Origin of the sequence: Azospirillum sp. TSO5, from assembly GCF_003116065.1 — a bacterium.
Classification (GTDB): Bacteria; Pseudomonadota; Alphaproteobacteria; order Azospirillales; family Azospirillaceae; genus Azospirillum.
Map to the genome: position 1 here is coordinate 15,818 of NZ_LGQY01000130.1, position 22,247 is coordinate 38,064.

Sequence of the window (22,247 nt, forward strand, 5' to 3'; positions counted from 1 at the left end):
ACTTTTCCAGCCGCCTACCGCCGCGGCTCCGGGCTGCGGGTCAGCGAAGTGATGCTGTCGTCGTAGCGGAATTCCGGCATGTCGCGGACACTGGCGGCGGTCACCTCGCGCAGACGGATCGCCTCGCTGCCGCTGCGTAGGTCGGCCAGGGTCAGGTCGGCCGCGATGTCCTTGCCGCCGAAGCCCAGAATGCCCCCCGAGTGGATGACGATGTATTGGGCCTCGCCCTTGTCGTCGAGAATCACGTCGGTGACGGTGCCGATCTTCGACCCGTCGGCACCGACGACACTGCGGTTCATCAACTGGTCGACGCTGGGGCCGGTCTTGCGTTCCACCGCGGCGCCGACGGCCGGAGTCGAGCCGTCGATGATGACCGTCTGTCCGACGGCCCCTTGCGGAGTCGCCATGCCGACCAGCAGTGTCAGCGCGGGCAATGCAAACCACATCTTGTGGGTGATCTTCAGCATGGACGCCTCTCCTCCCCCAGGATCGCGTGGGATCCACCTTGGCTCCATGCGCCTCAACCGGGATCGCATGAAATAGTTGCGGGGGCGCTGCCACTACCCCTCTTCCGTGCCGAACCTTTGGCGAGCCCGCGGCGACTCGGGGGTGGGAAAGGCGGGCCTTTTCGAGTCGCCCCTTGGATTCCGGCAGCTTGGTCCGAGTCGCCCCGTGGCGAATCGGTGGTGGGTACAACGGCATATTAGCAACAAGATGTTGATTTTCACCGCAAGGAAGCTCTGGCGGTCGGGCGCGTTTTGCGCTCTAATCGGGGAGTGCCGCGGTCATCTCCAGCCCCGGCGGCCATTTGAGTGCCTACAGTTGGTGCCTTCCGGCCGCGATGCGGCCCAGCCGCCGCCTCCTCGAAAATTTGCTTGGCGGGCGGGAACAGGATCCCCGGTAACGGGTTGAACACCACAAGATCAAGGTTTTGAGGGGTTCGGTCATGTCAACCACAATATCTAGCAGAGTGGGGCTTGCCTGCCCCGGTCGCGCTGGCTAGGATGCGGCCCACGTGACCCGGCCGGCCTCAAGCGGCGGCCCCGGTCCCGGCAGCACAGCGGCGACGGCGGACAGTCGGGCAAGAGGCCCCTGTTTGTACGGCGCCATCTGCATTGCCGGGCCGGACGGCGGATAGAACCGCCGGCCGCTTTCATCGGGACGGGTCGCACCACATTTCCATTCGAGCCCGCCGCGGCGTGCTCCAAGCAGGGGACAGTCTCATCATGCGGATCGAGCGTCGTTTCACGCACGAAGGTCAGGACGCCTACGCCAGCCTCGGTTTCCGCCAGGCGACCAGCGAGATCCGCAACCCGGATGGAACGATCGTCTTCCAGCAGACCGGCATCGAGGTGCCGGACAACTTCTCGCAGGTCGCCAGCGACATCCTGGCCCAGAAGTATTTCCGCAAGGCCGGCGTCCCCGCCGCGCTCCGCGCCGTGGAAGAGAACACCGTCCCGTCCTGGCTGTGGCGCAAGGAAGCCGACCAGGAAAAGCTGGCCGCGCTGCCGAAGGAAAAGCGTTTCGTCGGTGAGAACTCGGCCCGCCAGGTCTTCGACCGTCTGGCCGGCACCTGGACCTATTGGGGCTGGAAGGGCGGCTATTTCGACACCGAAGCCGACGCCCGCACCTTCTTCGACGAGATGCGCTTCATGCTGGCCGCCCAGATGGCGGCCCCGAACAGCCCGCAGTGGTTCAACACCGGCCTGCACTGGGCCTACGGCATCGACGGCCCGAGCCAGGGTCACTTCTACGTCGATTTCAAGACCGGCCTGCTGACCTCGTCCGCCTCAGCCTACGAGCATCCGCAGCCGCACGCCTGCTTCATCCAGTCCGTCGCCGACGACCTCGTCAACGAGGGCGGCATCATGGACCTGTGGGTGCGTGAGGCCCGCCTGTTCAAGTACGGTTCGGGCACCGGCTCCAACTTCTCCAAGCTGCGCGGCGAAGGCGAGAAGCTGGCCGGCGGCGGCAAGTCGTCGGGCCTGATGAGCTTCCTGAAGATCGGCGACCGCGCGGCCGGCGCCATCAAGTCGGGCGGCACCACCCGTCGTGCGGCCAAGATGGTCACGGTGGACATGGACCACCCGGACATCGAAGGCTACATCGACTGGAAGGTGAACGAGGAGCAGAAGGTCGCGGCGCTGGTGACCGGCTCCAAGATCTGCCAGAAGCACCTGACGGCGGTGATGGCCGCCGCCCAGTCGGGCCTGGACCCGAAGGAGAACAAGGAGCTCAAGAAGGCGATCCTCGCCGCCCGCAAGGATCAGGTGTCTGAGAACTACATCCAGCGCGTGATCCAGTTCGCCGGCCAGGGTTTCACCTCGATCGAGTTCAAGACCTACAACACCGACTGGGATTCGGAAGCCTACCTGACGGTTTCGGGCCAGAACTCCAACAACTCCGTGCGCGTCTCCAACGAGTTCGTGCAGGCGGTTCTGGACGATGCCGACTGGAACCTGATCGGTCGCACCAACGGCAAGGTGGTGAAGACCGTCCGCGCCCGCGACCTGTGGGACAAGGTCGGCTATGCCGCCTGGGCCTGCGCCGATCCGGGCGTGCAGTTCGACAGCACCATCAACGAATGGCACACCTGCCCGGCCTCGGGGCGCATCAACGCCTCGAACCCGTGCTCGGAGTACATGTTCCTCGACGACACCGCCTGCAATCTGGCGTCGCTGAACCTGATGTCGTTCCGTCTGAAGGACGGTTCCTTCGACGTCGAGGCGTTCGAGCATGCCTGCCGGCTGTGGACCATCGTGCTGGAAATCTCCGTGCTGATGGCGCAGTTCCCGTCGAAGGAAATCGCCCAGCTCTCCTACGAGTTCCGCACGCTGGGCCTGGGCTTCGCCAATCTCGGCGGCCTGCTGATGGCATCGGGCCTGTCCTACGACTCGGACGAGGGCCGCGCCTACTGCGCCGGCATCTCCGCCGTCATGACCGGCGTCGCCTATGCCACCTCGGCCGAGATGGCGCAGGAGCTGGGCACCTTCCCGGGCTTCGAGGCGAACCGCGACCACATGCTGCGGGTCATCCGCAACCATCGCCGCGCCGCCAACGGCGAGATGAACGGCTATGAGGGCTTGGCGGTCGAGCCGGTGCCCTTCGTCGCCGACCTCTGCCCGGACCAGGAACTGGCTCTGGCCGCCGTCCGCGTGTGGGACGAGGCGCTGGAACTGGGCGAGGCCCACGGCTACCGCAACGCCCAGGCCACCGTGGTCGCCCCGACCGGCACCATCGGTCTGGTGATGGACTGCGACACCACCGGCATCGAGCCCGACTTCGCCCTGGTGAAGTTCAAGAAGCTGGCCGGCGGCGGCTACTTCAAGATCGTCAACCGGCTGGTGCCGGAAGCGCTGAAGACGCTCGGCTACACCCCGGACCAGATCGAAGAGATTGCGCTCTACGCCGTCGGCCACGGCACGCTGAAGAACGCCCCGGGCGTGAACCACGAGTCGCTGAAGGCCAAGGGCTTTACCGACGAACTGCTGGAGCGGCTCGAGGGCAACCTCGCCACCGCCTTCGACATCAAGTTCGTCTTCAACCGCTGGACCATCGGCGCCGACTTCTGCACCCAGACGCTGGGCATTCCGGCCGAGACGCTGGACGCTCCGGGCTTCGACCTGCTGAGCCATATCGGCTTCACCAAGGCGCAGATCGAGGCGGCCAACACCTTCTGCTGCGGCGCCATGACGCTGGAAGGGGCTCCCTTCCTGAAAGACGAGCATCTGTCGGTGTTCGACTGCGCCAACCCCTGCGGCCGCATCGGCAAGCGCTTCCTGTCCTGGGAATCGCACATCACGATGATGGCGGCGGCGCAGCCCTTCATCTCCGGCGCCATCTCCAAGACCATCAACATGCCGAACACGGCGACGGTCGACGAGTGCAAGGACGCCTACCTGATGTCCTGGCGCCTGGGCCTGAAGGCGAACGCGCTGTACCGCGACGGCTCCAAGCTGAGCCAGCCGCTGCAGGCCGCCCTGCTCGATGACGAGGAGGATGGCGAGGCCGTCGAGGCGATGATCGAGGCGCCGGCTGCCGTCCGCGCGCAGATGGTCACCGAGCGCATCGTCGAGAAGGTGATCGAGCGGGTGGTGGAGCGGAAGAGCAGCTCGCGCGAGCGTCTGCCGCACCGCCGCAAGGGCTATACCCAGAAGGCCAATGTCGGCGGCCACAAGGTGTACCTGCGCACCGGCGAGTATGAGGACGGCCGCCTGGGCGAGATCTTCATCGACATGCACAAGGAAGGTGCCGCCTTCCGGTCGCTGATGAACAACTTCGCCATCGCGGTGTCGATCGGCCTGCAATATGGCGTGCCGCTGGAGGAGTTCGTGGAGGCCTTCACCTTCACGCGCTTCGAGCCGTCGGGCATGGTGACCGGCAACGACACCATCAAGATGGCGACCTCGGTCATCGACTACATCTTCCGCGAGATCGCCATCTCCTACCTGAACCGCACCGATCTGGCGCACGCCACGCCGGAGGATCTGGTGCCCTTCACCGTGGGCAGCGGCGACAAGCAGGGCGACCTGCCGGATACCCAGGTGCAGCCGTCCGACATCGTCCGCCGCATCGCGTCGACCGGCTATGTCCGCAACAACCTGCGCGTCCTGCATGGTGGCCAGACCCAGCGTGCCAGCGCCGCGGCGGCCTTCGCCGCCACCGGCACCGACACGGCGGCCGTGAGCGTCACCGCCTCGGCCGGCACCCAGGCTTCCGCCCAGGCCGCTATGTCCGCCAGCCCGGCGGTCGCCGCCGCCACCGTCCAGGGCCATGTCGCCGCCACCGCGGCCACCGGTACGGCCTATGGCGGCAGCACCAGCGACCAGCGCTTCGACCGCATCCGCGAGGCCCGCGCCCGCGGCTATGAGGGCGATCCCTGCGGCGAATGCGGCAACATGACCCTGGTCCGCAACGGCACCTGCCTGAAGTGCGACAGCTGCGGGTCGACCACCGGCTGCAGCTGATCCTCCAGAGAGCGCTCCTCCGGGAGCCTAGCCGGACGATGAACGATGAAGGGGAGGGAGCGGGAAACCGCTTCCTCCCTTTTGCTTGTATACGAACAAAACCGCCGCGCGCTGTTTGGAACCATTCTCGTGTGGATGCAACAGTATGGCCGGATGATGAGGGGCCTTGACCGCGCCGCGTGTGTTCATGTTAGCTGACTCCCCCGGGGCGCCGGCGCGGCGTTCCCGAAGCATGTCCGGAGGGATCAGGGGTCATGGATTCGGCCGGGACCGCGCTGGACGACCGCCTGCCGTCCGATCGCTTGCTGCGAGCGACCGCTGCGCAATGGAGCGCGGCCTTGGTCTGGACATCGGCCGACGGCACCATCGTTGGCGCCAATCCCGGTTTCGCCCGGCTGGCCGGCATCCCCCTGGATGCGCTGATCGGCCGCCCGCTGCCTGGCCTGCTCGATTTCGGTGGCCGTGACTGGCAGGCGGTGTGGGATGGGGCGCAGGAAAACGACCATCCACCACCCGGCACCGCTGCCTTGCGCGTTCCTCGCCGCGATCCGGTCCCGGTCGATCTGCACTGGCAGCATCTGACCGACGGCGACGACGTCCTGCTTCTGTGCGAGATGCGTGATTTCGAGGAGCGCGAACGGGCGGAGGCGGTGGCACGCCTGCAGCAGAATGTCCTGGAATTGGTGGCCGCCGGCCGGTCGCTGAAGCAGGTCCTGGATTTCCTCTGCCGGCAGGTGGAGGCCTGCGCGCCGGAGGTCGCCTGTTCGGTGATGCTGCGTGACGACGAGAACCGCATGCGGGTCGCCGCCGCCCCATCGCTGCCCGTCGTCTATGCCAACGCCATTGACGGGCTGGCCATCGGCCCCGACGTCGGCTGCTGCGGCAGCGCGATGAGCCGGGGCGAGGCGGTGATGTCCGTCGACATCGCCGAAGACCCGCGCTGGGCACCCTATCGCGAGGTGCCGCTGGCCCATGGGCTGGCCGCCTGCTGGTCCAACCCGATCAAGGGGCGGGACGCCCGCATGTTGGGCAGCTTCGCGCTCTATTACCGCGAGCGCCGCCCTGCCGCCCCCTTTCACCGCCGGCTGGTGGAGGCCTGCGTGCATCTGTGCGCGCTCGCCATCGAACATGACCGGGCGCGGGCGGAGATCAATCGGCTGGCCTATTTCGACACGCTGACCGGGCTGCCCAACCGCCAGCTCCTGGCCGACCGCGCCACGGCGGCGCTGGCGCTGGCCGGACGTACGCGGCAGCCGGTGACGCTGATGTTCCTGGACATCGACCGCTTCAAGACCGTCAACGATTCTCTGGGCCATGCGGTCGGCGACCGGCTGCTGGTGGAGGTGGCGACCCGGCTGGAGCGACTGTTCATCGAGGGTGACACGCTGGCTCGGCTGGGCGGGGACGAGTTCGTAGCATTGCTGCCGGGCTGCGACGCCGCCCATGCGTCCCTGCTGGCCGAACGGGTGCTGGCCACCCTGTCGGTGCCGTTGACGGTCGCCGACCTGACGCTGACCCCGACCGCCAGCATCGGCATCGCCGTGCATCCCGACGACGGCATGGACTTCGACACGCTGCTGCGCCAGGCCGACGCGGCGATGTACCGGGCCAAGCAGGCCGGCCGCAACCGCTGCCACTTCTTCCGTCGCGACATGAACGAACAGGCGGTGCGCCGGCTGGAGATGGAGGCGGCGCTGCGCGAGGCGCTGGACCGCCAGGAGGCCGGATGCCCGGACGACGAGGCTCCGTTCGAGCTGCATTACCAGCCCCAGGTCCGGCTGAAGCCGCATTGCCTGCATCGGGTGGAGGCGCTGATCCGCTGGACCCACCCGCGCTGGGGCGCGGTGTCGCCGGTGGAGTTCGTGCCGCTGGCCGAGGAATGCGGGCTGATCGACCGGCTGGACAGTTGGGTGCTGCAGACTTCGGTGGCGCAGCTCGGCCGCTGGCGTGCAGCGGGGGTGCCGGTGCCGGGGCTGGCGGTGAACGTCTCCGCCGTCCGCTTCGCCCGCGGCGACCTGCCGGATCAGGTCCGTGCCGCGCTGGCCGCCAACGGCATCCCGGCCAACGACCTGACGTTGGAAATCACCGAGCGGCTGATGATGACCGAGGAGGTCGGCGTCCATGACGCGCTGGATGCCCTGCATGCGCTGGGCGTCACCCTGTCGATCGACGATTTCGGCACCGGCTATTCGTCCTTGAGCTACCTGAAGCGCTTCCCCGTCGGCGAACTGAAGATCGACCGCAGCTTTGTCAAGGAACTGGACATCGATGCCGCCAACCGGCCGCTGGTGCGCGCCATCATCCAGATCGGCGAGGCGTTGGGCCTGACCGTCGTGGCGGAGGGGGTGGAGCGCGAGGCCCAGCACCTCATGCTGGAGGCGGAAGGCTGCGCCATCGGCCAGGGATACCGCTTCGCCCGGCCGATGCCGGCGGCGGCGCTGGCGGACTGGCTGAGGGGGGAGGGCAAGCACTGGGTGGAGTGTCCGGCCGACGCCTGCTTCAGCATCTGAAACATTTGCAGTGGAAATGGTCCCGTTTTTCTTTGGATTTACGGGGTACTTCGACCGCATTTCACCATTCGAATCGGTGCTTATGCGGTTCCGCCGGAGTAATGGGGATCCGGCAATACGATATAGTCGCAACGCTCCTTTGCCGGCAAAGCGCAGGTCATCCCGTTCTAGACCACGCGACTGTCTTGTGTCCCAACGTTTGGGGCGATAGAAGGTCCACTCAGCGGCATGTGCGGTCAAGCAAACTGACCACGGCGTTTCGCTGAGCGGAAAGGACCGCCCGGCGACCGTCGTTGGACACAAGGGGAGCACCCGCATGCCGGACGACCATGGGGCGAGAGGAATTCCGCGATGGCGAGCCAGGGTGAATCCAAGTGGGTCTACAGCTTCGGGGCCGGTGCCACCGAAGGACGGGCCGATATGAAGAACCTGCTGGGCGGCAAGGGCGCCAATCTGGCCGAGATGGCCAATCTTGGCCTGCCCGTTCCGCCGGGCTTCACGATCACCACCGAGCTGTGCACCTATTTCTACGCCAACGGCCGCTCCTATCCGCCGGAACTGACGGCGCAGGTGAACGCCGCCATCGCGCGGCTGGAACAGGCGATGGACGCCAAGTTCGGCGACCCGATCAACCCGCTGCTGGTGTCGGTCCGCTCCGGCGCCCGCGCGTCGATGCCCGGCATGATGGACACCGTCCTGAACCTGGGCCTGAACGACGCGACCGCCGCTGGCCTCGCCAAGCGGTCGGGTGACGGCCGCTTCGCCTACGACAGCTATCGCCGCTTCATCCAGATGTACTCCAACGTCGTGCTCGACGTTGAGCATCACCATTTCGAGGACATCCTCGACAACCACAAGCGCGACAAGTCCTACAACCTCGACACCGACCTGTCGGCCGAGGATTGGCAGGCGGTGATCGAGGACTACAAGAAGGCGGTCGAGCGCGAGCTGGGCCGGCCCTTCCCGCAGGATGTGCAGGAGCAGCTGTGGGGCGCCATCGGCGCCGTCTTCGGCTCCTGGATGAACGCCCGCGCCATCACCTACCGCAAGCTGCACGACATCCCGGCCGACTGGGGCACCGCGGTCAACGTGCAGTGCATGGTCTTCGGCAACATGGGCAACGACTGCGCCACCGGCGTGGCCTTCACCCGCAACCCGTCGACCGGCGAGAACGCCTTCTACGGCGAGTATCTGGTCAACGCCCAGGGTGAGGACGTCGTTGCCGGCATCCGCACGCCGCAGCACCTGACCGTCGCCGGCAAGCTCGCCAACAAGTCCGACCTCCCCGCCATGGAAGAGGTGATGCCGGAGGTGTTCAACCAGCTGAACGAGGTCCGCCTCAAGCTGGAAAAGCACTACCGCGACATGCAGGACATCGAGTTCACCGTCCAGCAGAACAAGCTGTTCATGCTGCAGACCCGCAACGGCAAGCGCACCGCCCCGGCCGCGCTGAAGATCGCCGTCGATCTGGCGAACGAGGGCGTCATCGACCAGAACGAGGCGGTCCGCCGCATCGATCCGGCCTCGCTCGACCAGCTGCTGCACCCGACGCTGGACCCCAAGGCCGACCGCAAGGTCATCGCCAAGGGCCTGCCGGCCTCCCCCGGCGCCGCGTCGGGCAAGGTGGTGTTCACCGCCGACGAGGCCGAGCAGATGGCCGGCAAGGGCGAGTCGGTGATCCTCTGCCGCATCGAGACCTCACCTGAGGACATCCACGGCATGCACGCCGCCCGCGGCATCCTGACCAGCCGCGGTGGCATGACCAGCCACGCGGCGGTGGTTGCCCGCGGCATGGGCCGTGCCTGCGTGTCGGGCGCCGGCGACCTGCGAATCGACTACAAGACCAAGCAGATGGCCGTCCGCGGCGTCACCGTTAAGGAAGGCGACGTCCTGACCATCGACGGCTCCACCGGCGAGGTGATGCTGGGCGAGGTGCCGACGATCCAGCCGGAACTGTCGGGCGACTTCGCCACCCTGATGGGCTGGGCCGACAGCATCCGCCGGATGAAGATCCGCGCCAACGCCGAAACCCCGCTGGACGCCCGCACCGCGCGGAAGTTCGGCGCCGAGGGCATCGGCCTGTCGCGCACCGAGCACATGTTCTTCGACCCGGAGCGCATCCTGGCCGTCCGCGAGATGATCCTGGCGGAAGACGAGGCCGGCCGCCGCAAGGCGCTCGCCAAGCTGGAGCCCTTCCAGAAGAAGGACTTCGTCGAGCTGTTCACGATCATGACCGGCCTGCCGGTGACGATCCGCCTGCTCGACCCGCCGCTGCACGAGTTCCTGCCGAACACCGAAGAGGACATGGCGGAGGTCGCCCAGGCCACCGGCACCGATCCGTTGCGGGTGCGCCACCGCACCATCCAGCTGCATGAAGCGAACCCGATGCTGGGCCATCGCGGCTGCCGTCTGGGCATCTCGTACCCCGAGATCTACGAGATGCAGGCCCGCGCCATCTTCGCCGCCGCCGCCGAGGTCGCCAAGACCACCGGCGAGGCCGTCATTCCCGAAGTGATGATCCCGCTGATCATCACCAAGAAGGAGTTCGACATCCTCAAGGGGGTGATCGACCGCGCCGCCGAGCAGGTGAAGGCCGAGACCGGCGTGACGGTGGAGTACCTGACCGGCACGATGATCGAGATCCCGCGCGCGGCCCTGAAGGCCGGCGAGATCGCCGAGTCGGCCGAGTTCTTCAGCTACGGCACCAACGACCTGACCCAGACCACGCTGGGCCTGTCGCGCGACGACGCCGGCAGCTTCCTGCCGGAGTACCAGCGCCAGGGCATCCTGGAGCAGGACCCGTTCCAGTCGCTGGACGTCACCGGCGTCGGCGAACTGGTGGAGATCGCCACCGAGCGTGGCCGCAAGGTCCGTCCGGACATCAAGCTGGGCATCTGCGGCGAGCATGGCGGCGACCCGGCCTCGATCTCCTTCTGCGAGAAGATCGGGCTGACCTATGTCTCCTGCTCGCCCTACCGCGTGCCGATCGCCCGCCTCGCCGCCGCCCAGGCCGCGCTGAACAGCGACACGGTCAAGCGCGACTGATCCGCTTCGAATAGCTGAAACGACTTCGGCCCTCTTCCCGCAAGGGAAGGGGGCCGTTTCGTTTTGGCGGTGGAGTTGGGCGGGTGGAACATCGTGGAACAGAGTTCGGCGGACTGTTCACTGTTCCATCCGGGGCGCCCGACCCGGTCTGCGGCGGTCGGATGGAACGTTTGGAACAGTTTGGAACGGTTTTCCGGGGGCTGTTCACTGTTCCATCCGGCGGGGCGGGTGCGCGGGAGGACGGGCGCAAGGGGGCGTGGCACCAGTGGCGGTGCATGCAGGACACTCCTCGGGCGGCTGAGGCTTATAGTCCTATCATGGATGACGGTTGGCGGTAAAGAGTGGTGTTAGAGGTTATTCATCTCAAAAGAAGTTCAGGTTTTCGGTTTGCTCCTTTGGTTAATATCGTCTGGCGGTTGTTATGTTAGCAAATACTTAAAAAAATTAGGCCAAGTTGGCGTGGGATAAACGTGTTTGAATTTCCTTTTCCGCACAGGTGAGATTATGCCATTCGATCCTAATCAGGCTCCATATCGACGCCTTCGTGATCTGTATGCGGAAAGGCGCAAGGATGTAGTGTTCTGGCTTGGAGCAGGCGCAAGTCGGCCCGCCAACCTACCCACATGGCTCGAACTTCGCCAAATTCTCGTTGAGCAAGCGATGGAATCAATTCGCCTTCTGAAAGATGAAGAGGCGAAAAGGAAAGAGGATGAGATAAACGAGATTTATGGTACTAACAATTCTTGGCACGCATTTGACATTATAAAAGGAGTGATTGGAGAGCCAAGCTTTAAAGCGGCTCTAAGAGTTATATTGGAGAGGGCCGATAACGCCGAACCTCCGGAAATATACAGAGATATATGGGGTCTGCCTGGGGTTTCAGGTCTTCTTACGTTGAATCTTGATGGTTTCGCGGAAAAAGCTCATAGGAGGGTAAGGCCGCTAGAGGATATAGCAGTTTTCACTGGTAAAGATGCATCCGACTATGTGCATATTGTTAATAGGAGAAAGCCATTCATTGCGAATCTCCATGGTATTCATCAAAGTGCTAGGAGTTGGGTATTTACGAGATCAGATCTGAAAAATTTGATTTCAGATCAAGGCTATTGTCAATTTGTAAAGTACATTATTGCAGATCGTGCAATCGTATTTCTTGGGATATCTGCGGACGATGTCGCCGCAGGCGGCTTTTTGCAGGAGTTGGCTGAGCAGGGAATAGACCTTGGACAGCATTTCTGGATTACAGATCGTCGTGATAGCGCCGCCAACCGTTGGGCTAACAAAGCGGGGGTGCAGATTGTCCGATACGAGCCGAATGTTGATAGTGAAGGGAAATCAGATCACTCTACAGTTTTGTCGGATATAATAAAGGATCTCAGAGAATTTGTTTCGAAAGATCAGAAGGCACCGGTGGTTATACCGCAGATTGACAATCTTGATTATCTCCCTTCTCAAAAAGAGCTATTAATGTTAGATGATGAAGACGAGATCAGGAAGAGGCTTGCTGGGTATGCTAAATCTATAATTGAGAAAAATGGAGGAACCACAGATAGTTTGGAATACAGAAGCTTCCTAAAAAATTATTCTAGAGCTATTCACCAAGCTTGGCATGTAAAGAACTGGGAGCCGTCTAATATATTCTATGGTTACTCTGTTGTTGATCAAATTTCCTCCGGTTCCTTCTCCAGTGTCTGGAAGGTTGTTGATGAGAGTGGGAGTGCATTTGCGGCAAAGATAATCCAAATAGATAATTTAGAAAAGGGGCCGCAGCTTGATAGCTTTCGTCGGGGCGTTCAGTCTCTTCGTTTTCTTTCAAATGCTGATGTGCCAGGGAACGCGAGGTATGTGGTTGCGCATGAAATCCCTACTTCAATAATTATGGACTTTATTGAGGGAGACAATTTAAACGAAATTGTAAAATCAAGGAATTTCAAGTTTTGGATGGACGGCATAAAAATAATACTTAGCGTTGCAAATCATCTGGTTCACAGCCATAATCTGCCTCAGGGTGTCCTTCATCGAGATATTCGCCCGACAAATATTATGGTTCCATATTTTTACTATAACGAGTCTGATATTTCTAGGTTGGAGTGTTCAAAGCATGATGTGGTTCTTCTGAATTATGATATGTCCTGGCATTTGAAGGCTAGGGGTGTCACTATAACCGGTAATATTGAGGAGGCAGGATACTATCCGCCTGAGCAAGTTGCTGATATTAATAATGAGCAATCGCGATCTGCTCTTGTTGACTCCTATGGACTTGGTATGTCTCTTTTTTACGCTTGTACTGGTTGTACTCCACCTACTGGTGGTGGGAACGCAGCTGACTGGTCTGATATACTTAAGCAGAAGATTAGGCGAGATCCATCGGTCAGGTGGCAGTCAGCGCATGAACGAGTGCGTAGGTTAATACTTACCTCTACATCGCCGGAGCAAAAGAATAGGCCAACAGTACGCCAAATTGCCGCAGAGCTTGAGCAGCTTGTCGATGTTGTAGAAGGGCGGTGGCAAGGGATTTCCCCTGACTTTTGGGCAGAAGAAATCCTATATCGTTCTGTTGAAGCGGATTATGAGTCAAATAGCTTTTCGACTGTTTTCACCAGAGAACTTAGGGCTGGTCGCACCATATCAATTAAAGGCGATATTCAAGGCAGGTCTGTTGCTGTATCATTTGAGAACGTTGCAACTGAAGCAACAAATCGTTCTGGAATCGATAGGCTTTGGACTGAGAAGTTGCGATCAGCAAAGGATATATTGTCCAGTAATGAATGGGAAATAAAGAAGTCAACTGGGTACAGCGGTATGACAATAATTCTTGAAGCTTCCATAGAGACTTCTAAAATACACTCCAACCTTGATCGTGTCGTTAGGACACTTAAGAGAGCATTGGATCAAGTTAGACTGGATTAGTCTCGCCGCGAGATTGCGGGTAACCTACGCCGGTCTGGGGAGAGCAGTTGCAACAGAAACTCACCCAGGCCCCGGCGATGCGGAGTCGCTCCCTACTCCGCCGCCACCGCCATCGGCACCACCCGGCAAGTCCCGCGCACCAGATCGACGTCGATTTCCGCTGCGACCAGTTTCGGCCGGATGCTCATGCCGTCGCGGACCAGTCGCACCAGACCGTGCTTCGCCAAGTCTTGCAGAGCGCGCGAGACGTTGGGCTGGGCGCGGTCGGCGAGTTGGGCGAGACGGGAGACCGTCTCCGGGCGTTCCGTGGCGATCAGGTGCATCAACGCCCGGTTGGCCGGGGTCAGCACGCCGAGAAGGCCGGAGACCGGCTCGCCATCCGTCACGGACTGCACCGGGGGAACCGCGCGGGTGCCCTGGGCGACCGCCAGCATCTCGTCACACAAATCATGCAAGGTCCGCATGGTCGGGCTCCCTGGTGTCCTCGCTGTCTTCGGCGTGGTGGCCGGTGAGGCGGTTTCAGTATGCGCTGGGGGAGGGGATGCGGCTACCGCGTTTGCGTCCGGTTTCGGTTGGGGACGTGCAGGGGCCATGCGGTTCGGGAGTCTTGGGGTGCCCCTCACCCTCCCCACCGCTTCGCGGCGGGTCCCCGCTCTCTCCCGGGGCGGGAGAGGGTGATTGTAGCCACGGGCGACGGAACTGGGAGAGGGTGGACGGGCGCGCTGACGCGCGCCGCCAAGGGGCATGCTGCCCCTTCGCAATCCCCTGGCAAAGGCCGGCGCCTTTGCTGCCCCCTCACCCTGACCCTCTCCCCAGGGGGGAGAGGGGATGAGGACCGGTTGGATGGGGGATGAGGACCAGATGGGAGAGGGGGTGAAGACCGGTTGGAAGGAGAGGAAGAAGACCGGTGGGAGGAGGGGGCGGGGACGGAGTCGGAGATGGAAACGGTGACGTTGACGGAGTTACCGCCCCCTCGGCTTCGCCCTGGCGGTGGGCTCCGCTTCCAGCGGGTTGTCGGGCCAGTAGTGTTTCGGGTACTGGCCCTTCAAATCCGCCTTCACCGCCTTGTAGGCGTTGGCCCAGAAGCTCGCGAGGTCGCGGGTGACCTGCACCGGGCGGCGGGCGGGGGACAGCAGGTGCAGCAGAAGCGGAACCCGGCCGCCGGCGATGCGCGGGGTCTCGGCAAGGCCGAACATCTCCTGCAGGCGCACCGCCAGAACCGGCTCTTCGCCGTCATAGTCGATGGGGATGCGGGAGCCGCTCGGCACCTCGACATGGGTCGGGGCCTCGGCGTCCAGGCGGGTCCGCAACTCCCAGGGCAGCAGGGCGCGCAAGGCGCTCGACAGGTCGATGCGCTCCAGATGGGCGCGGCGCGACACGCCGTCGAGGAAGGGGGCCAGCCACTCCTCCAGGCCGTCCATCAGGGCCGGGTCGGACAGGTCGGGCCACACGTCGCCCTCCCGCGCGCGCAGGAACATCACGCGGGTGCGCCATTTGCGCAGCTCGTCGGTCCAGGGCAGGCAGCTTGGGCCGAGCGCGCGGATGCCCTCGATCATCGCGGCGGTCATCGCCTCGGCCGGTGGCTTGGCCAGCTTCTCGTCCTTCAGGATCAGGGCGAACAGCATGCGGCGGCGGCGCGCCAGCACCATCTGCTCGCGCGCGTCCCAGGCGACGATGGTCTCGGTGCGGATGTCGTCGGCGAAGCTCTCCTCCAGATCGGCCAGCGTGACCGGGGCGGCCAGGAAGATGCGGGATTCGCGGGCGGCGCCGTCGAGGTCGGCGATGGCGAGCCACTCCTCGGCCGACAGCGGCTCGGCCTCCTGGAAATAGGCGCCGCGCCCGCCCGACAGGCGATACTGCGCCGCCACCCCGCCGGGTTGGCCGCCGGGGCGGCGCTGGCCGATGCGGTCGGGATAGGCGAGCGCCACCAGAATGCCGACGGCGTTGGAGTCCATCACGTCGTCGTCGCGCACGCCAAGCTGGCGGCGCCACTGCCGCGCCTGCTTCACCGCCTGCTGGGCACCGCCGCGATCGACGCTGAGGCCGCGCGCCGCACCATGGCCGCCGCGCTCCTCGCCGCGCAGCAGGTCGACGCGCAGGCCCAGGTCGGCGTCGCGGAAGCCCGGCTGGCTGCGGACGATGTCGCGCTCGCCCAGCAATGCCGCGACCAGACAGGCGAGCGCGCCCTGGCCCATCGCCTTGCCGGCCAGCATCATGTGGGCCAGACGCGGATGCACGCCGAAGCCGGCCATGCGGCGGCCGTGCGGGGTGATGGCGCCCCCCTTCTGATCGGACCGGTCGAGCGCGCCGAGGCCGGTCAGCAGCTCGCGCGCCTGGGCCATCGCCGCGAGCGGCGGCTGGTCGAGCCAGGACAGGGTGGCTGGGTCGGAAACACCCCACACCGCAAGCTCCAGCGCCAGCGGGGCAAGGTCGGCGTCCTGGATCTCCGGCGTGGTGAAGGGGGCCAGGGCCTTGTGCGTCGCTTCCGGCCACAGGCGGTAACAGACGCCGGGCTCCAGACGGCCGGCGCGGCCGCGGCGCTGCTCGGCAGAGGCTTGGCTGACCTTCACCGTCGCCAGACGGGTCATGCCGCCGCGCGGGTCGAAACGCGGAACCCGCATCAGGCCGCTGTCCACCACGATGCGGATGCCCTCGATGGTCAGGCTGGTCTCGGCGATGGAGGTCGCCAGCACGATCTTGCGCTGGCCGGGCGGGGTGGGGGAGATCGCGCGGTCCTGCGCGTCGGCCGACAGATCGCCATAGAGCGGGGCGATGATGGTGTTGGGGCCGAGGTCGGACTGGTCGAGCAGGGACTGGACGCGGCGGATCTCGCCGACGCCGGGCAGGAAGACCAGGGCGTTGCCGGGCTCCTCGCGCAGGGCGCGGCGGACGGCGGCGGCAACGGCGTCCTCGATGCGGTTGCCTTGGGTCGGAGCGTCTAGGTGGCGGGTCTCGACGGGGTAGGCGCGGCCCTCGCTGGTCACCATCGGGGCGGGGCCATTCGCGTCGGCCAGCAGGGTGGCGACGGGGGCGGCGTCCAGCGTCGCCGACATGACGACAAGGCGCAGGTCGTCGCGCAACGCGCCGCGCGCCTCCTGCACCAGGGCAAGGGCGAGGTCGCTGTCGATGCCGCGCTCGTGGAACTCGTCGAACAGGACGGCGCCGACGGCGGGAAGCTCCGGGTCCTCTTGCAGTTGGCGCAGGAACAGGCCGTCGGTCACCACCTCGATCCGGGTCTTCGGGCCGATTTTGGTGTCGAGGCGCACGCGGTAGCCGACGGTCTCGCCCACCGCCTCCCCCAGCATCGACGCCATCCGGCGGGCGGCGGCGCGGGCGGCAAGGCGCCGCGGCTCCAGCACCAGGATCTTGCGGCCCTTCAGCCAACCGGCCTCCAGCAGGGCCAGCGGCACCCGCGTGGTCTTGCCGGCGCCGGGCGGGGCCTGGAGCACGGCGGTGCCGCGGCTGTCCAGCGCCTCCAAGAGGGCGGGCAGGACGGGATCAATGGGGAGGGCGGGGAAGGCGGGCTTGCTCATGAGGGGGAGTCTGCTGCCGCGAACCGGCGGGAAAGGCAATGGTTTTCGGGAGGCGGTCGGCACGGCGCGCGCCAAAAGGTCGCAGGGGCGGGGGAGGGGGACAGGGGCCGCGACCGATGACCGTAAAAAATGTATGGTTTTGGGGTCGTCGGGCTTATTCGCTTATCAAAGGGATCCATGACCGAAATCCACGACGCCGCCCTGTTCCTCGCCCACGCCTGCGCGCTGGAGGAGGACGCCGCCAACCGCTTCGCCGACTTGTCGGAAGCGATGAAGACCTATGGCAACCAGGAGGTCGCGGCCTTCTTCGGCCAGATGGCGAAATTCTCGCGCCTGCATCTTGCCGAGGCGCGGGAACGGTCGGGCTTCCGCAAGATCCCCGACCTTGCGCCGGAAGACTTCCAGTGGCCGGACGGTGACAGCCCGGAAGCGGCCTCGATGGAAGGCTCGCACTATCTGATGACGGTGGAATACGCGCTGGAACTGGCGCTGGAGAGCGAAAAGCGCGGGCAGGCCTTCTACGCCGAGGTGGCGAAGACCACCACCGATTCGGAAGTCCGCATGATGGCCGAGGAGTTCGCCGCCGAAGAGGCCGAGCATGTCGCCCAGTTGGAGGTGTGGGCCAAGCGCTATCCGGCGCTGCAGCAGTAAATGGGCGTGTGAGGAAGGGGGCGTTGGCGGCCCCCTCCCCTGGTTACTTTGACAGGGCGGACCAGTCGATCTCGTACAGCTTGTCGACCGGCTTGTAGCTCTTGAAGGCGGCGATCACGTCGTCGACGCTGACGTCGCCCGGCACATTCTGGATTTCATAGACGACCGAGCTGCCGCTGGTCGGGCCGACGTCGGCGTTGCGGTGAGCCTGCGAGACCAGCCCTTCGCCAGCCTTCTTGATCATGATGGAAGCCATGCATCCGTCTCCTGTTGCGACTCGCCCGACGACAAAACCATAAACAAAAAGTGGTTAAATCGGAAGGTGGAAAGAACGGGGACGGTTGTACTGCGGCAATTACGGCAACGCGGCGGCTTCGGTCACCACGGCGCGGCCGGGCATGCGGTCGGGCTGGGCGCCGGCCACCGCCCCGGCGATGCCGCCGGTCAGCCAGGCGGAGAAGGCGCTGCGGCCATCGGCGCTGGCTTGGCCGCAGGCGGTGGCGGGGATGGCGTCCTCGTCATCGTAGTTCCATAGCGGCAGGTTGATGGCAGAGGGAGCAGCGGAGGGCTCGGCGGCGGACGCGGTGGCGATCAGGCCGGTGGAGCGCGGCTCGGCGGGGCGGCTGTGCACCTCGATCAGGGCGACGCGGATGCCGGCGGCCCAGGCTCGGTCGATGAAGGCGCGCACCTGCCGCGCGGTGGCGGTGGAGCCGTCGACGGCGCCGGGCGCTCCTCCAGTCAGCCAGGCCGACGGCGTCGGGCCGCAGCCGCGCCGGTATTGCAATGCCACCTGATCCTGCACGTAGGCCTGCCCGCGATAGAGCCGCATCAGGCCGTGGCCGTAGCGCTCCAGCTCGTCGAACGGGCTGCGGCTGGCGGTCAGCAGGTTGCGGTCGAGCAGGATCAGCGTCGGCTTGACGGCGATCAGCCGGTCGAGCAGCGGCTCGAAATCGGCGAACTGGGCCTGCCGGTGGACGATGCGCAGGAATTCCAGGTTGGGCACGCCGCGCTCGGCGGCGATCCTGGTCATGCCCCCCTCGTCCAGCGTGGCGTCGCGCAGCGCGGTGTCGCCGAGCGCGACCACCATCACCGAATCGGGATTGCGCGACACCCGGTCGGCCATCGCGTCGATGCGGTTCAGGTTGTACCAGGCGAAGGGCTGGTCGTAGAGCATCGAGCCAACCCACAGGACCGCCAGCACCGCCAGCCCGCCCAGCGCCAGCAGCAGCCCGGTCCCCAGCATCCACCAGCGTCGCCCGCCGCGGCGCGGTGTCGCGGCGGAGTCGGGAGTGGGCTCCTCGTGAAGGGGGTGGGCGGATTGCGGCTCCTGCGGTTCGGGATGGGTCATCTGGGGTCTCCAAGCGGTGGAGGCGTGGGACGGGCGAGGGGAATTGGCCGGGTGCCGGTGCGCGTCGTCTCCTCCCACAACGCGCGGGGGAGCAGATTCGGCCCGTGGAAATTGGGGGTATCCCCAAGGCCCCGGAACACCCCCGTGGCAGGGTCCCGGTTTGCCGAACGCGCCATTTCTGTGTAGGCTTCCTCCATCCAGGGAAGCCTTTCAGCAAGGTTGGGCGATGAGCACCGAGATCCGCACCTTCTCCATTCCCGACGCCGCCGCCGAAGAGGCGCAGGTGCAACTGTCCGCCTTCCTGCGGACGGTCGAGGTCCAGCGTATCGAGACCGCCTATGCTGACGGCGCGTGGCGGGTGCTGGTGCTGTTCACCGACCTCCGCCGCAAGGAGGAGTCGCAGCAGATCGAGGCGGCCATCGCCGCCGCGCTGAACGGCTGGCGCGACAAGGCCGCCGCCCAGGCCGGGGTGACGCGCGACGTCATCCTGGCCGACGATCTGGTGCAGGAGATCGCTCGCTTCGCCCCGACGACGGAGCATGAGCTGTCGATCATCGTCAACGCCCGCGGTCAGGCCAGCTCGCCCTATGGCGGGGAGATCGTGCAGGTGGTCCGCTCGACGCTGGACCTGCTGATCGACTGACCGGATTGCGGCGGAGTCCGGGCGGGTCCTATACGGTTCGGCTGGTCCCTTGCACATCCAAAGGCTGTGACGCTGCTGCCGTAAGCGTCAGTTGGTTCCTGAGCGCCGGCGTGCCAGGATTGCGCCCTTCACCGGCATCGATGGATGGGGTGGTTTGTGGCTTCGAAAGATCATCCGAAGGCTCGCGTCGCGGCCGGCGCGGCCGGCGCGGCCGACGCGGCGTGGAGCGCAGTTCCGGACTATCGGAAGATGGCCCTTGAGCTGGCCCAGCTGGGCGCGGATGCCGCCCGGCGCGCCCGCATGACCGGTAACGGCCATTACGACCGGCTGGCCCACACCCTGACCAGCCGGGCCGGGGAAATCCTGGACGATCTGGAGCGCAGCGGAAAGGCGTAAGGCACCGAGGGTTTGGAAAAAGGAAACGGCGCCCGCATGGGGCGCCGTTGTCGTTTTTGCGTGGTGGTTGCCACTTTGCCCCCACCCTAACCCTCCCCCGCTCCGCAGGGGAGGGAACTCCGCCGCCCTGCGACAGACTCCCTCCCCCGCCCAGCGGGGGAGGGTCGGGGTGGGGGCAAGTGCGACCCGCCTCAGACCACCTTGGCTTCGTGCATGGCGGCGATCTGGTCCTTGTTGTAGCCGAGCTGGGCCAGGACCTCGTCGGTGTGCTCGCCGAGCAGCGGGGAGCCGGTGACCTCGACCTTCATGTCGGAGAACTTGATCGGGCTGCCGACGGTCAGGTACTTGCCGCGCACCTTGTGGTCGACCTCGACGACCGTGCCGCTGGCGCGCAGCGACGGGTCGTTGGCGATCTCCTTCATCGACAGGACCGGAGAGCAGGGGATGTCGAACTTGCGCAGGATGTCGACGGCCTCGAACTTGGTCTTGTCCTTCAGCCAATCCTCGATCACCGCGAAGATGTCGAAGATCTTGTCCTGGCGCGCCTCGGCGGTGTTGTAGGCCGGGTCGTCGATCCACTCCTCGCGGCCGAGAGCCTTACAGATCGGCGCCCAGGCATGGCCCTGGATGGTGAAGTAGATGTAGGCGTTGGGATCGGTCTCCCAGCCCTTGCACTTCAGCACCCAGCCCGGCTGGCCGCCGCCGCCGGCATTGCCACCGCGCGGAACCACGTCGGTGAACTTGCCGTGCGGGTACTGCGGGTATTCCTCCAGATAGCCGACGCGGTCGAGGCGCTGCTGGTCGCGCAGCTTGACGCGGCAGAGGTTCAGCACGCTGTCCTGCATCGACACGGCGACCTTCTGGCCCTTGCCGGTCTTGGTGCGGGCCATCAGGGCGGTCAGGATGCCGATGGCGAGGTGCATGCCGGTGTTGCTGTCGCCGAGAGCGGCGGCGGACACGGTCGGCGGGCCATCCCAGAAGCCGGTGGTCGACGCGGCGCCGCCGGCGCACTGGGCGACGTTCTCATAGACCTTCAGGTCCTGGTAATGGTGGCCGTCGCTGAAGCCCTTGACCGAGGCGACGATCATGCCGGGGTTCAGTTCGCGGATCTTGTCCCAGCTGAAGCCCATACGGTCGAGCGCGCCGGGGCCGAAATTCTCCACCAGCACGTCGGATTCGCGGATCAGACGGGTCAGGACTTCCTTGCCTTCGGCGGTCTTGGTGTCCAGCGTCAGGGAGCGCTTGTTGCTGTTGAGCATCGTGAAATAGAGCGCGTCGGCGTCCGGGATGTCACGCAGCTGGTTGCGGGTGACGTCGCCGGCGCCCGGACGTTCGACCTTGATCACGTCCGCGCCGTACCAGGCCAGAAGCTGGGTGCAGGCGGGGCCGGCCTGCACATGGGTGAAGTCGATGATCTTAATGCCTTCAAGCGGCTTGGTCATGACTGCAACACTCCCTTTTTTCACGTAGTTTCAGATTGTCTCTTGGACTTGCTCTTCTGCCCGGCCGGGCCACGCCCGGAGATCAGGGGGGCGTCGAGGTCGCTATCGGCCGGAATTCGCTAATTGCCGCCAGATGCCGTCAGCCGGCCGCCGCTTCGAGTTCGGTGAGGCGGCGGCGCAGTTTCCGTTCTTCGGTCCAGCGGGCGGTTTCGTCCCGCACCACGGCGACGATCCCGGTCACTCCACCGTCGGTCCCGCGCAAAAGCGCGACGGTGAAGGCGATCGACAGGCTGTGCCCGTCCTTGTGGACCGCCGGAACCCGCAGCAGGTCATGGCCGTAGCGGGTCTCGCCGGTGGCCATGGTCTTTTCGTAGCCGTCCCAATGACGCTGGCGCTGGCGTTCGGGAATGATGATGTCGAGCGACTTGCCCATCGCCTCGTCGGCGGTGAAGCCGAACATCCGTTCCGCCGCCGCATTCCACAGGATGATGGCGCCGGTCGGGTCGGACACGATGACGGCGTCGCCGATCACCGCCACCAACTGTTCGCAATCCACAACCGCGGGCGAACCCGCTGCTGCTGTCTGTTCCATGTCGATCTCCTTGGCGCTCGCCCCCTCTTGGATTGGGCGCCGGGGGAGCCGGTGCGGCGGTGGCCCGTAAAGCGTGCCGCACTGACATTATCGATACCGTATACCAGATACCATCGACCATGCAAGAGGATTTGAGAGGGACCCGAACTGTGGTGGAAGCGAACAGATCGGGGGAGAGGTCAAGCGATGACCGCCGCAGCAGGAATTGGC

14 protein-coding genes are annotated in these 22,247 nt (G+C 65.0%); 7 read left to right on the forward strand and 7 right to left on the reverse strand.

All coding sequences use genetic code 11. The features are described from left to right. Positions 1-14 precede the first annotated feature (14 nt). Positions 15-467 carry a PRC-barrel domain-containing protein gene (locus tag TSO5_RS27975; RefSeq protein ID WP_109154682.1) on the reverse strand — a complete coding sequence of 151 codons (453 nt, stop codon included), beginning with the start codon at positions 465-467 and terminating at the stop codon, positions 15-17. A gap of 759 nt (positions 468-1,226) precedes the next feature. On the opposite strand from TSO5_RS27975, the gene TSO5_RS27980 reads away from it, so the two are divergent. From TSO5_RS27980 to TSO5_RS32420, 4 genes are all read left to right on the forward strand, one after another. After that, positions 1,227-4,967 (forward strand): vitamin B12-dependent ribonucleotide reductase, encoded by a 3,741-nt coding sequence (locus tag TSO5_RS27980; protein ID WP_109154683.1) that lies wholly within the window; start codon positions 1,227-1,229, stop codon positions 4,965-4,967. Between the two features lie 254 nt (positions 4,968-5,221). Continuing rightward, a complete protein-coding gene (locus TSO5_RS27985; protein ID WP_109154684.1) occupies positions 5,222-7,477 on the forward strand; it encodes an EAL domain-containing protein in 2,256 nt (751 codons plus the stop codon). A gap of 351 nt (positions 7,478-7,828) precedes the next feature. Continuing rightward, positions 7,829-10,522 carry a pyruvate, phosphate dikinase gene (gene ppdK, locus TSO5_RS27990; protein ID WP_109154685.1) on the forward strand — a complete coding sequence of 898 codons (2,694 nt, stop codon included), beginning with the start codon at positions 7,829-7,831 and terminating at the stop codon, positions 10,520-10,522. A gap of 660 nt (positions 10,523-11,182) precedes the next feature. Further along, on the forward strand, positions 11,183-13,432 hold the full coding sequence (locus tag TSO5_RS32420) for an SIR2 family protein (protein WP_158282496.1): 2,250 nt from the start codon (positions 11,183-11,185) through the stop codon (positions 13,430-13,432). 92 nt (positions 13,433-13,524) lie between these two features. On the opposite strand, the gene TSO5_RS28005 is transcribed toward TSO5_RS32420, so the two are convergent. Both TSO5_RS28005 and hrpB read right to left on the reverse strand, forming a co-directional pair. Beyond that, entirely contained in the window at positions 13,525-13,896 is a 372-nt protein-coding gene (locus TSO5_RS28005; RefSeq protein WP_109154686.1) for a MarR family transcriptional regulator, read from the reverse strand. Between the two features lie 498 nt (positions 13,897-14,394). Continuing rightward, positions 14,395-16,965 (reverse strand): ATP-dependent helicase HrpB, encoded by a 2,571-nt coding sequence (gene hrpB / locus TSO5_RS28010; RefSeq protein ID WP_109154687.1) that lies wholly within the window; start codon positions 16,963-16,965, stop codon positions 14,395-14,397. Positions 16,966-17,142: 177 nt separating this feature from the next. On the opposite strand from hrpB, the gene TSO5_RS28015 reads away from it, so the two are divergent. Then, a complete protein-coding gene (locus tag TSO5_RS28015; protein ID WP_109154688.1) occupies positions 17,143-17,616 on the forward strand; it encodes a ferritin family protein in 474 nt (157 codons plus the stop codon). 43 nt (positions 17,617-17,659) lie between these two features. Here the strand turns inward: TSO5_RS28015 and TSO5_RS28020 are convergent, their stop codons facing one another. Further along, a complete protein-coding gene (locus tag TSO5_RS28020) occupies positions 17,660-17,872 on the reverse strand; it encodes a hypothetical protein (protein ID WP_109154689.1) in 213 nt (70 codons plus the stop codon). A 99-nt stretch (positions 17,873-17,971) separates the two neighbouring features. Beyond that, positions 17,972-18,964: a hypothetical protein gene (locus TSO5_RS28025; RefSeq protein WP_146203850.1), complete on the reverse strand. Its 993-nt coding sequence runs from the start codon at positions 18,962-18,964 to the stop codon at positions 17,972-17,974. A 226-nt stretch (positions 18,965-19,190) separates the two neighbouring features. On the opposite strand from TSO5_RS28025, the gene TSO5_RS28030 reads away from it, so the two are divergent. Continuing rightward, positions 19,191-19,607 (forward strand): HRDC domain-containing protein, encoded by a 417-nt coding sequence (locus tag TSO5_RS28030; protein ID WP_109154691.1) that lies wholly within the window; start codon positions 19,191-19,193, stop codon positions 19,605-19,607. A 249-nt stretch (positions 19,608-19,856) separates the two neighbouring features. After that, entirely contained in the window at positions 19,857-20,003 is a 147-nt protein-coding gene (locus tag TSO5_RS33080; protein ID WP_199231041.1) for a hypothetical protein, read from the forward strand. Between the two features lie 191 nt (positions 20,004-20,194). Here TSO5_RS33080 and frc read toward each other — a convergent pair whose 3' ends face one another. Both frc and TSO5_RS28045 read right to left on the reverse strand, forming a co-directional pair. Beyond that, complete coding sequence (gene frc / locus TSO5_RS28040; RefSeq protein WP_109073341.1) at positions 20,195-21,445, reverse strand: formyl-CoA transferase; 1,251 nt, start codon at positions 21,443-21,445, stop codon at positions 20,195-20,197. A 139-nt stretch (positions 21,446-21,584) separates the two neighbouring features. Next, positions 21,585-22,037 carry a PAS domain S-box protein gene (locus TSO5_RS28045; protein WP_109154693.1) on the reverse strand — a complete coding sequence of 151 codons (453 nt, stop codon included), beginning with the start codon at positions 22,035-22,037 and terminating at the stop codon, positions 21,585-21,587. Between the last annotated feature and the right edge of the window lie 210 nt (positions 22,038-22,247).